Genomic DNA, 11,661 nt, shown 5'->3' with positions numbered 1-11,661 from the left:
TCCGATCTCGCAGGGACCTGCCCCTGCCCCCAGCCGCCGGGCACGGCGACGGCCGCCGCAGGGGGGCGGGGGGCGAGCGGGTCGTGCGGCGCCGCCCCCGGGTTCCAGGCCGGATTCTGGGCCGGATTCTGGGCCGACCGGCCGCGGGCTGCTACGTCCTGAGCTGCTTGGCCGTGGGCTGCTTGGTCGTGGGCTGCTTGGCCGTGGGCTGCTTGGCCGTGGGCTGTCCGGTCGCGGGCCTGCCGGTCCTGGGCTGCTTGGTCCTGGGCTGCTTGGTCTTGGGCCTGCCAGTCCTGAGCTGCCCGGTCCTGAGCTGCCCGGTCGTGGGCGCCGCGCAGGTCGTCGGCGCGCATACCGTCCCCGGCGCCGGAACTCGGCTGCGCCCCGGGCCAGAAGCCCGAGCCCGCCGGTTCCTGCCGCCCGGACTGCCCCTGCCGCCCGGACTGCGCGGAGCCGGGCTGTGACGTACCTGTCTGTGAAGGGCCGGGCTGCTGCGGAGGGCCGGACGTGGGGCGCGGGCGGGCGAACGACCCGGTGTCGCTCCCCGGCTCGTCCCCGCTGACACGTGCGGCAGCTCGTGCGCCCGCACGGTAGGCGGCTATGGCACCAGCGCGCGCAGCACGGACGTCCCCCGCCGTAACAGCACCGTCCCCATCCCTGGCAGCGGGCAGACCGGAGCCGACCGGACCGGAGCCGGCCATTCCAGGGCCGGGCACCCCGGGAGCATCCGGTCCAGAAGCAGCCTGCCCAGAGGCAGCCTGTCCGGAGGCAGCAGGTCCAGGGACACCAGGTTCCGAGAGAGCAGGTCCAGGGGCAACAGATCCAGGGACAGCAGGTCCAGGGACAGCAGGTATGGACGAAGCCGTTCCAGGGGCAGGAGGTCCCGAGGAAGCCGCACCAGAGGCAGACGGCCCCGACACCTGCCCCGATTCGCGCGGCGGGTCCTGAAGCTGGTCGTACATCCGCCCACCCAGCTGCCCAGGCCGCTGGTCCTGGGTGTAGCCGGGCGGCAGCGCCGGTCCGGCCGGAAATACCGGCGTACCGGACGGCGCCTGCTCCCAGGGGAACGGCCGGTCAACGGCCGGCTCCACGACCCCACCGACCGGGCCGTCCACGACCACGTCCCCGGGCCCATCCGCCCCGTACGCCCCATACGTCTCATCGGGCCCTGACGCAGTAGGAGAATCGCGCTCGGACCGTCCCCCGCCCTCTCCACCTCCGGGCTGCGATAACTCCAACTCCGCCGGCGGCACCGGGTCGTAACCGCACAGCGCCTCCTCCGCCGCTCCGGCCGCCAGCCCGGTCAGGACCACCCGCCCGTCGTCACAGACCAGCACCGTACGGGCGGTGATATTGCGATGGGTCCAGCCATGGGCATGCAGCACGCGCAGCGCGGTGAGTACATCGGAGGCGATCTCCGCGGCGCGGTACGGGTTCAGGGGGCGCTCCGCGAGCATCGCGGCCAGGGGTGTGGCCTCGACCAGTTCGCTCACCACCCAGAGCGATCCGCCCTCGGCGAAGACGTCGAAGACCTGGTCCAGCCGTGGGTGGTCGGGAATCTGCGCTGCGGACTGCGCCGCCTCCATGGCCCGTCGTACGGCAGGGTCGGCGGGCCTGCGTGTGGTACGGGCCGACGCACGCCGCGCCTCGGAGAACCCGGCGCCCGGCCCACCGGCCGAGCCGGCGCCGTCCTCGTCGAGCATCTCCGCGTCCACGACCTCCGGCAGCGGCACCTGCCGGACGAGGACTTCCTGTCCGCTGTAGGTGTCGAACGCGCGGATCTCCGCAGGCTCGAACTCGTCACCGGGCAGCAGCGGAAGACGGTAACGGTCGGCAAGGACCCTTCCCGCGTACTCGTCCACGACGCCTCCCCGGAGCGCGCTGTTCCCTGGTCTCAGGGGCCACGTTAATCCGCACCGATCCCTATCAATCCGTCAAATACGGTCGATTACCGGCCCATTGCGGCTGCGTACGGTCCGCGTCCTCTCACAATACGTGGCCGGGGTCACTTCTTGGGAGCGAATGTCTTGAACGCCGTATTACGCAGCGTGGTGCACTCGCTGCCGTCCCAGTCGCTCGCCTTGCAGCTGATCATGATGGAGTAACCACGCTTGGCATCCACCTTGAATCCCCGGTTCAGCACCCGGACCCGCTGGCCGTTCTGGTCACGCTCGAACGACCAGTCGGCGACCGTCGGATAGCCGTTGTACTCGACCTTGTGTATGCCGAGGTGCTTGTAACCGCCGACGCTGGCCGACAGTCCACCGACCGCTGCCTGCCAGGCGGCCGCCGCGTCGTCCTTGGGCGAGTCGTTGAAGTCGATCTGGACGCGCGGGAACCCGCCCCTGGACTTGTTGTAGATGCCGCCCGAACTCACCCCCGCTATGGCCGTGCGGTGGAACCCGGCAGGCATCGCCATGGTGAAACGGAACCGGTCGTCCGTGACCTTCTTGTACCCACTGGGCAGCGCGTCACCGGCGGGCGGCGCGGGCGCCTTGCCGCCGGGTGAGGCCGAAGCGGTGCCACCGCTCTGGCCCTTGCCCTGATCGCCGCCCTTGCCCTGGTCGTCCGTCTTCCCCTTGTCCGTGCCCTTGCTGTCGTTCTTGCCGTCGCTCCCGGCCGTCGCGCCACTCGAAGCGCTCTTGTCGTCCTTGGACTTGCTCTGATTGCCCTGGTCATTGCCCCCGTTGAGAGCGAAGGCGAGGACAGTGCCGAGCACCGCGAGTGCGACGACGGCCGCGATTATCACCAGGGTGCGGCGCGGCACCACATCGGTGAGCGGCGCCCTGACCCGGGCGGGCGGCCCGGCCGGTGCGGTGGCCGGCTTGGCCGGAGCGGGCTCGGACCTGGCGTTCCGTACGGAGTTCAGCGCACTGCGCACCCGGTCCGCCGCGGCGGCGGTGTCCCTGGCCTTCTGTGGCCTTGGCTCCTTCGCCGGCTTCGGGTCCTTGACGAGCCTGGGCGCCTTGGCGGGCTTCGCGGGTCTGGACTCCCCCGCGTCCTTGGCCTCATCGGGCACCGGCGGCAGCGGCACGACCCGCGTCGCGTCCGCCGCGACCGGCTCGGCTTCGGCTTCCGGGACGGCCGGGGCGTGGATCACGTCGTTCAGCAGACGACGCGCACCCGCGTCGTCGAGACGCTGGGCTGGGTCCTTCGCGAGCAGCCCGTAGATGACCTCCGAGAGGGCGCCCGCGTTCTTCGGCGGGTCCAGCGGTTCGGTCATCACCGCGGTCAGGGTCGCGATGGCCGACCCCTTGTCGTACGGCGGCACACCCTCGGTGCTCGCGTACAGCAGTCCGCCCAGTGACCACAGGTCGGCCGGCGGGCCGGGTTTGTGCCCGCGGGCCCGCTCGGGCGAAATGTACGAGGGGGCGCCGACCAGCATTCCGGTCGAGGTCACCGACGGGTCGCCCTCGACCTGGGCGATGCCGAAGTCGGTCAGTACGACCCGGCCGTCCTCGGCGATCAGCACATTGGACGGCTTCACATCGCGGTGCAGGATGCCCTCACGGTGCGCGAGGCGCAGCACGTCGAGAATCGCGAGGCCCACCTCGGCCGCGCGCACCGGTGTGAGGACGCCCTTTTCCCGTACCAACTCGGCCAGCGAGCAGCCCTCGACGAGCTCCATGACGATCCAGGGCCGGTCGTCCTCGTCCACCACGTCGTAGACCGTGACGGCTCCGTTGTTACGGATCCGGGCAATCGCCTTGGCCTCGCGCAGCGTACGCGTCACGAGTCTGCGCTTCTCGTCCTCGTCGATCGCCGAGGGGAAACGCAGCTCCTTCACCGCCACGGTGCGGCCGAGCGTCTCGTCCACCGCCCGCCACACGGTGCCCATGCCGCCCTTGCCGAGCACACCCCCGAGCCGGTACCGCCCAGCCAGGAGGCGCCCCTCGGTGTCCTTCGCCTGCTCCGCCTCCGACATGCGTCCCCTCTGCATTCAACCCGCCCTGGCAGAGCGTTCATTGTCTCTCACTCCGGCACCGAAGATGGTGCCGGGTCCGTGGGCGACCATCATGGGCCATACGGGAGACGTTTCCCGCCACGCCTGTGCCGCAGCCGCCGCCCGCCACCGCGCCGGATCCCGGAACCACCCGGCAGCACCGCCCAGTCCCTGCCCGGATAACCCGAGGTCAAGCAGGCCCACAGCGCCCGCCCACCCCTCACACCACCAGCCCCGGACCCCACCGGAAGCCGCCCCGACTCGGCCTGACTCAACCTGACTCAGCCCGGCTCGGCCTGACTCAGCCCGCCCCGTCCCGTCATTTCGGCCCGCACAGCCCGGCCGTCGCCGGCCCGCGCACCCCGGCCCTCCTGGCCCGCGCACCCGAGCCGTCGCTTCGGCCCGCACAGCCCGGCCACCACTTCAGCCGTCGCTTCGGCCCGCACAGCCTCGCCACCTCTTCAGCCCGCGCAGCCCGGCCGTCACTGGCCCTGGCAGCCCGTCCACCACTTCGGACCGCGCACCAACCCGCGCGCCCCGGCCCGCTTTCCCGGCCCGCCTCACCCCAACCCGTCGGCCACATCACGGCGTCCCACCCCGCTCCAGGCACCTGACCCGGCCTCATACCCTGAAACGGCGACGCCCGCCAAGGAGTTCCAACGGACCGGCCGACCGGCAGACCTTCCGACCTTCCCACCGGCCCACCGGCCCACCGGCCCACCGGCAGACGATCAGCCCCCACTCGCTCAAGCGCACAGCCGCCCAGCCGCCCAGCCACACACTCACTCCAACGGCACGATGTCCGGCGCCCCCAGCCGGGCCGCGTCCGCCGTCAGGTCGTCCGGCTGGCGCTGCGACTCCCGCTCAGCCTCGACCCGCTTCTCGTAGTGCTCCACCTCCGCCTCGACACGGTTCTTGTCCCAGCCCAGCACCGGGGCCATCAGTGCGGCCACCTCCCGTGCGCTGCGCGTGCCCCGGTCGAACGTCTCGATCGAGATGCGCGTGCGCCGGGTGAGCACGTCGTCCAGATGCCTGGCCCCTTCGTGCGAGGCCGCGTAGACGACCTCCGCCCGCAGATAGTCGTCCGCGCCGCCCAGCGGCTCGCCCAGCGAAGGGTCGTCGGTGATGAGGTCGAGGACCTCCTGGGTCATCGCTCCGAACCGGTTCAGCAGGTGTTCCACCCGGGCCACATGCAGGCCCGTCCGCTTCGCGACGCGCGCCCGCGCGTTCCACAGGGCGTTGTACCCCTCGGCGCCGATCAGCGGCACGTTCTCCGTGACGCACTCGGCGACCCGCTGGTCAAGCCCGTGCACCGCCTCGTCCACCGCGTCCTTCGCCATCACCCGGTAGGTCGTGTACTTCCCACCCGCGACGACCACAAGGCCCGGCACCGGGTGTGCCACCGTGTGCTCCCGGGAGAGCTTGCTGGTCGCGTCGGACTCCCCGGCCAGCAGCGGCCGCAGACCGGCGTACACCCCCTGCACGTCGTCGCGCGTCAGCGGTACGGCGAGCACCGAGTTGACGTGTTCGAGCAGGTAGTCGATGTCGGCGCTGGATGCGGCCGGATGCGCCTTGTCGAGGTCCCAGTCCGTGTCCGTGGTCCCCACGATCCAGTGGCGTCCCCACGGGATCACGAACAGCACCGACTTCTCGGTCCGCAGGATGAGCCCGGTCGTCGAGTGGATCCGGTCCTTCGGGACGACCAGGTGGATCCCCTTCGACGCCCGTACGTGGAACTGCCCGCGCTCGGCGATCAGCCCCTGGGTGTCGTCCGTCCACACCCCGGTGGCATTGACGACCTGCTTGGCACGGATCTCGTACTCCCCGCCGCCCTCGGCGTCCTGCACGCGCGCGCCCACGACGCGCTCGCCCTCCCGCAGGAAGCCGGTCACCTTGGCCCGGTTCGCCACCAGTGCGCCGTAACTCGCGGCCGTCCGCGCGAGCGTCGCCACATAACGCGCATCGTCCATCTGCGCGTCGTAGTACTGCAGGGCGCCGACCAGCGCGTCCTTCTTCAGGGCCGGTGCCACCCGCAGTGCGTGCTTACGGGTCAGATGCCGGTGCAGCGGCAGCCCGCGGCCGTGTCCCGACGAGACCGACATGGCGTCGTACAGCGCGACACCCGAGCCCGCGTACCAGCGCTCCCAGCCCTTGTGCTGCAGCGGATAGAGGAAGGGCACCGGCTTCACCAGGTGAGGTGCCAGGCGCTCCAGGAGCAGCCCGCGCTCCTTCAGCGCCTCCCTGACAAGTGCGAAGTCGAGCATCTCCAGATAGCGCAGACCGCCGTGGATGAGCTTGCTCGACCGGCTCGATGTGCCCGAAGCCCAGTCCCTCGCTTCGACCAGGCCGGTCGCCAGCCCGCGGGTCGCGGCGTCCAGCGCCGTCCCCGCACCGACCACACCGCCCCCCACGACCAGTACGTCCAGTTCACGCTCGGCCATCCCGGCGAGCGCCTGTGCGCGCTCCTCGGGCCCCAGTGTCGCTGTCCTCACTGCTGCCTCCCGTTGATCAGGCCGCCGAAGCGGTGTCCGGTGCACCCTCGATTCTGTCCGCGATCTCCCACTTCAGCCACCGCCTGTGGACAACACACGGACATCCCGGCCCGCCCAATACCGCATATCGGTCATATTTACTCCTAACCTGACATTGCGCTGTCCACAGGAGTTGCGCACTCGTCCCCCTCCGGCTATTGGGAAGGACGGATCACCCATGCCCGCAGATCTCGCCGTGATCGGACTCGGCCACCTCGGCCTGCCGCTCGCCCAGGCCGCCGTCGCCACCGGTCTCGAAACCATCGGTTACGACACCGACCCGCGCCGCCTGCTGCAACTCGCCGCCGGCCACACCCCCGTCGACGGCTCCCTCAGCGCGGCCGACATCCGCCGGATGCTCTCGGGGGGCTTCCGGCCCGTCACCGATCCGGCCGAACTGGGCCGGGTGCGAACCGCCGTCATCTGCGCACCCACCCCCCTCGGCGAGGACCGGGCACTCGACCTGGCCCCCGTCACCGAAGCGACCCGCGCACTCGCCACCAGGCTCCGCCCGCACACCACGGTCATCGTCGAATCGGCCGTCTATCCGGGCACCACGGAGGAAATCCTGCGCCCCCTCCTGGAGGAGGGCTCAGGGCTGCGGGCCGGCCGGGACTTCCACCTCGCGTACTCCCCCAGCCGCCTCGACCCCGGCAACCGGACCCACCCCTACGCGGCGACACCCAAAGTCATCGGCGGCCTGACCCCCGCCTGCACCGAATCCGCGGCCGCCTTCTACGGCCGGTTGAGTGACAAGGTCGTCAGGGCACGCGGCCCCCGCGAGGCCGAAATGACCAAACTGCTCGAAACCAACTACCGGCACGTCAACATCGCCCTCGTCAACGAGATGGCCGTGCTCTGCCACGACCTGGGCGTCGACCTCTGGGACGTCATCCGCTGCGCCGAAACCAAGCCCTTCGGCTTCCAGCCGTTCCGGCCGGGCCCCGGCGTCGGCGGCCACGGCGTCCCCGTCGACACCGCGGGGCCCCCGCACACCGTCCGCCCGCTGCGCATGGTCGAACTCGCCCAGCAGGTCAACGACCGGATGCCGCAGTACGTCATCCAGCGCTGCGCCACCCTCCTCAACGAGCACGGCAAGTCGGCGCGCGGTGCCCGTGTGCTGCTCCTCGGCGTCACCTACAAACCCGACCTCGCCGACCAGCAGAACTCCCCGGCCTGCGAGATCGCCCGCAGGCTGATGGACCTGGGCGCATCGGTGAGCTACCACGACCCGTACGTCCCCGACTGGCGCATCCGCGACGTGCCGGTCCCCCGCGCGGACTCCCTCTACGAGGCGGCGGCGGGCGCGGATCTGACCGTGCTGCTCCAGCACCACCGCACGTACGACCTGCAGGGCCTCGCCGTGAAGGCCCAGCTCCTGCTCGACACCAGGGGAGCCACGCCGGTGGGAGCCGCCCACCGCCTGTGACGGCTGCACGTGACGGCACACGTCGTAACGGCACACGTGAACGCGCATGTAAATGCGCACGCAAACGCGCAGGTGAAGCCGCACGCGAACGCGCACGTGAAGGCATATGTGAATGTGATGTGTGGATGTCGGTCGGGACTGCTAGCGTGCGACGTTCGCTTCTCGCACACCCGTGCGCATCCATCCAGGGGGACCACATCATGACCCAGCCCGTGCCACCGCCCCATTCGCCGGAGCCGTCCTCGCACCAACCTCCCGGGGACCGGCCGCCGGGGCAACAGCCGGGCTACGGCTTCCCGATGGCCCCGCAGGCCGCCCCGCCGAAGGTCAACATCGCGGGCGGCATCGTGGTCGCCGTGATCACCGCCCTGGTCGTGGGCGCGGCGTACGGAGGCATCCTCGGCGCCACCAAGCACGAGTTCGGCTACGCGGCGGTCGCCGTGGGGTTCATCATCGGCTTCGCCACCGGCAAGGTCGGCGGCGACCATGTCGGACTCGCGGCCGTCGGCGCCGTCCTCTCCCTGGCATCCGTCTACTTCGGGCAGCTGTTCGGCGAGGCGATCGTCGCGGCCAAGGAGCTCCCGGTCTCCGTCCCTGAGCTGTTCTTCCAGCACTTCGGCCTGCTCAACGACGCCTGGCGCGCCGACGCCGACTTCCTCAGCTACCTCTTCATCGCCATCGCCGCGGGGGCGTCCTTCGCCGGCATGAAGCGAGCCCTCTGAGTCACCCCCCTACCGCCGGCGCTCGCGCACCCAGCACGAAGCCCGGACCGCAGCCGCGGTCCGGGCCTGTACACAGCACGACGCAGGCGGTACCGGACCGGTACCGCCCCGCCGGCTCAGCGCTTGTGCTGGGCGTCCGCCACCGTCACCTCGACGCGCTGGAACTCCTTCAGCTCGCTGTACCCGGTGGTCGCCATCGAGCGGCGCAGCGCCCCGAAGAAGTTCATCGAACCGTCCGGGATGTGCGAGGGCCCGGCGAGGACCTCCTCGGTCGTGCCGACCATCCCCAGGTCCACCAGCTTGCCGCGCGGCACGTCCTCGTGGACGGCCTCCATGCCCCAGTGGTGCCCCTTGCCGGGCGCGTCCGACGCACGGGCCAGCGGCGAGCCGATCATGACCGAGTCCGCACCGCAGGCGATGGCCTTCGGCAGGTCGCCCGACCAGCCGACGCCACCGTCCGCGATGACGTGCACATAGCGGCCGCCGGACTCGTCCATGTAGTCACGGCGGGCCGCCGCCACATCGGCGACCGCGGTCGCCATCGGGACCTGGATCCCCAGCACGTTGCGCGTGGTGTGCGCGGCGCCGCCACCGAAGCCGACGAGCACCCCGGCCGCTCCGGTGCGCATCAGGTGCAGCGCGGCCGTGTACGTCGCACAGCCGCCCACGATGACCGGGACGTCCAGCTCGTAGATGAACTGCTTCAGGTTCAGCGGCTCGGCGGCGCCCGAGACATGCTCGGCGGAGACCGTCGTACCGCGGATGACGAAGATGTCGACCCCCGCGTCCACGACCGCCTTCGAGAACTGAGCGGTGCGCTGCGGGGAGAGCGCGGCCGCGGTGACCACACCCGAGTCGCGCACCTCCTTGATCCGCAGGCCGATCAGGTCCTCCTGGATCGGAGCCGCGTAGATCTCCTGGAGCCGACGCGTCGCGGTCTCCTCGTCGAGTCCGGCGATCTCGTCGAGCAGCGGCTGCGGGTCCTCGTACCGCGTCCACAGACCTTCGAGGTTGAGCACCCCGAGGCCGCCCATCTCACCGATGCGGATGGCGGTCTGCGGGGACACGACCGAGTCCATCGGAGCGGCCAGGAACGGCAGCTCGAAGCGGTAGGCGTCGATCTGCCAGGCGATCGAGACCTCCTTCGGGTCCCGGGTGCGCCGGCTCGGCACGATGGCGATGTCGTCGAACGCGTACGCCCTGCGGCCGCGCTTGCCGCGCCCGATCTCGATCTCAGTCACGATGTGTGGCCTTTCCCTCTACGTATGCCGTTCCAGTATCCCCGACGCGCGCGCGGAAGCCCGCGGGCCGTCCGGCCCGCGGGCTTCCGCGGTGGTACGTACGCCTCAGCGCCGTGCGTAGTTCGGCGCCTCGACCGTCATCTGGATGTCGTGCGGGTGGCTCTCCTTGAGCCCCGCCGACGTGATCCGGACGAACCGGCCCTTGCTCTCCATCTGGTCGACGCTGGCCGCGCCCACATAGCCCATCGTCTGGCGCAGACCGCCGACGAGCTGGTGCAGGACATTGCCCAGGGGGCCCCGGTAGGGCACCTGGCCCTCGATACCCTCGGGCACGAGCTTGTCGTCGGACGACACGTCGGCCTGGAAGTAACGGTCCTTGGAGTACGAGCGGGCCTGGCCGCGCGTCTGCATCGCGCCGAGCGAACCCATGCCCCGGTACGACTTGAACTGCTTGCCGTTGATGAACAGCAGCTCACCGGGCGACTCCTCGCATCCGGCGAGCAGGCTGCCCAGCATCACGCTGTCGGCGCCGGCGGCGAGCGCCTTGCCGATGTCCCCGGAGTACTGGAGGCCACCGTCACCGATCACCGGGACGCCGGCGGCACGCGCGGCGAGCGCGGCCTCGTAGATCGCGGTGACCTGCGGGACTCCGATACCGGCGACCACTCGGGTGGTGCAGATCGAACCGGGCCCGACACCGACCTTGACGCCGTCCACACCCGCGTCGACCAGCGCCTGCGCGCCGTCACGGGTGGCGACGTTCCCGCCGATGACGTCCACGGAGACGCCCGATTTGATCTTCGCCATCCAGTTGAGCGCGTTGCTGTTGTGGCCGTGCGAGGTGTCGACGATCAGGAAGTCGGCTCCGGCCTCGGCGAGCGCCTGGGCGCGGTCCAGCGCCTCCGGGCTCGCGCCGACGGCCGCACCGACGAGGAGCCTGCCCTCGGCGTCCTTCGCCGCGTTCGGGTACTTCTCGGCCTTGACGAAGTCCTTGACCGTGATCAGGCCCTTGAGGATGCCCGCGTCGTTGACCAGCGGAAGCTTCTCGATCTTGTGGCGGCGCAGCAGCTGCATGGCGTCGGCGCCGGAGATGCCGACCTTGCCGGTCACCAGCGGCATCGGGGTCATGACCTCACGCACCTGGCGGTTGCGGTCCGACTCGAACGCCATGTCGCGGTTGGTGACGATACCGAGCAGCTTGCCTGCCGGGTCGGTCACCGGGACACCGCTGATACGGAACTTGGCGCACAGCTCATCGGCCTCGCGCAGCGTCGCGTCGGGGTGCACCGTGATCGGGTCCGTGACCATGCCGGACTCGGAGCGCTTGACCAGATCGACCTGGTTCGCCTGGTCCTCGATCGAGAGATTGCGGTGCAGCACACCGACGCCGCCCTGCCGGGCCATGGCGATGGCCATCCGGGCCTCGGTGACCTTGTCCATCGCGGCGGACAGCAGCGGGATGTTCACGGTGACGTTCCGCGAGATCCTGGACGAGGTGTCGACAGCGTTCGGGAGCACTTCCGATGCGCCCGGCAGCAGCAGCACGTCGTCGTATGTCAGCCCGAGCGTCGCGAATTTCTCGGGCACTCCGTCGACGTTTGCAGTCATGACACCTTCCCCAAATGGCCTTGATCGGTGCGGATGTCCATGCTAACGGGCCCGAAGGGCGTCTCATTCCACGATCAGCCCGATCCGGAATCCTTGGAGGTTTCTACCGACCGGAGCGCCTCGGGGTGCCGAGAGGTGCCCGGCCCGCCGACGGGCGCGGACTACTGCCGGTGTCTGCCGGTGGCTA

At 70.6% G+C, this 11,661-nt stretch carries 6 protein-coding genes and 1 pseudogene; 2 read left to right on the top strand and 5 right to left on the bottom strand.

Annotated features, from left to right (window positions below; translation table 11 throughout):
• Nucleotides 1-560 precede the first annotated feature (560 nt).
• From G3I19_RS37400 to G3I19_RS10910, 3 genes and pseudogenes are all read right to left on the bottom strand, one after another.
• Nucleotides 561-1,862: pseudogene (locus G3I19_RS37400) on the bottom strand (protein kinase); the annotation flags it as partial.
• Nucleotides 1,863-2,005: 143 nt separating this feature from the next.
• Nucleotides 2,006-3,925 (bottom strand): serine/threonine-protein kinase, encoded by a 1,920-nt coding sequence (locus G3I19_RS10915; RefSeq protein ID WP_164262606.1) that lies wholly within the window; start codon nt 3,923-3,925, stop codon nt 2,006-2,008.
• 800 nt (nt 3,926-4,725) lie between these two features.
• On the bottom strand, nt 4,726-6,435 hold the full coding sequence (locus G3I19_RS10910; protein ID WP_164262604.1) for a glycerol-3-phosphate dehydrogenase/oxidase: 1,710 nt from the start codon (nt 6,433-6,435) through the stop codon (nt 4,726-4,728).
• Nucleotides 6,436-6,652: 217 nt separating this feature from the next.
• Between G3I19_RS10910 and G3I19_RS10905 the strand changes: the two genes are divergently transcribed.
• Complete coding sequence (locus tag G3I19_RS10905; protein WP_164262602.1) at nt 6,653-7,903, top strand: nucleotide sugar dehydrogenase; 1,251 nt, start codon at nt 6,653-6,655, stop codon at nt 7,901-7,903.
• Nucleotides 7,904-8,202: 299 nt separating this feature from the next.
• On the top strand, nt 8,203-8,625 hold the full coding sequence (locus G3I19_RS10900; protein ID WP_239074155.1) for a hypothetical protein: 423 nt from the start codon (nt 8,203-8,205) through the stop codon (nt 8,623-8,625).
• Between the two features lie 116 nt (nt 8,626-8,741).
• Here the strand turns inward: G3I19_RS10900 and G3I19_RS10895 are convergent, their stop codons facing one another.
• The gene (locus tag G3I19_RS10895; RefSeq protein ID WP_164262598.1) at nt 8,742-9,866 is read right to left on the bottom strand and encodes a GuaB3 family IMP dehydrogenase-related protein; all 1,125 of its coding nucleotides are present in this window, start codon (nt 9,864-9,866) and stop codon (nt 8,742-8,744) included.
• A 105-nt stretch (nt 9,867-9,971) separates the two neighbouring features.
• The gene (gene guaB / locus G3I19_RS10890) at nt 9,972-11,474 is read right to left on the bottom strand and encodes an IMP dehydrogenase (RefSeq protein WP_164262596.1); all 1,503 of its coding nucleotides are present in this window, start codon (nt 11,472-11,474) and stop codon (nt 9,972-9,974) included.
• Nucleotides 11,475-11,661 lie beyond the last annotated feature (187 nt).

The sequence above is a fragment of the Streptomyces sp. SID10853 genome, from assembly GCF_010548145.1.
Lineage (GTDB): Bacteria > Actinomycetota > Actinomycetes > Streptomycetales > Streptomycetaceae > Streptomyces.
This window is presented reverse-complemented; position numbering and strand designations above follow the sequence as displayed.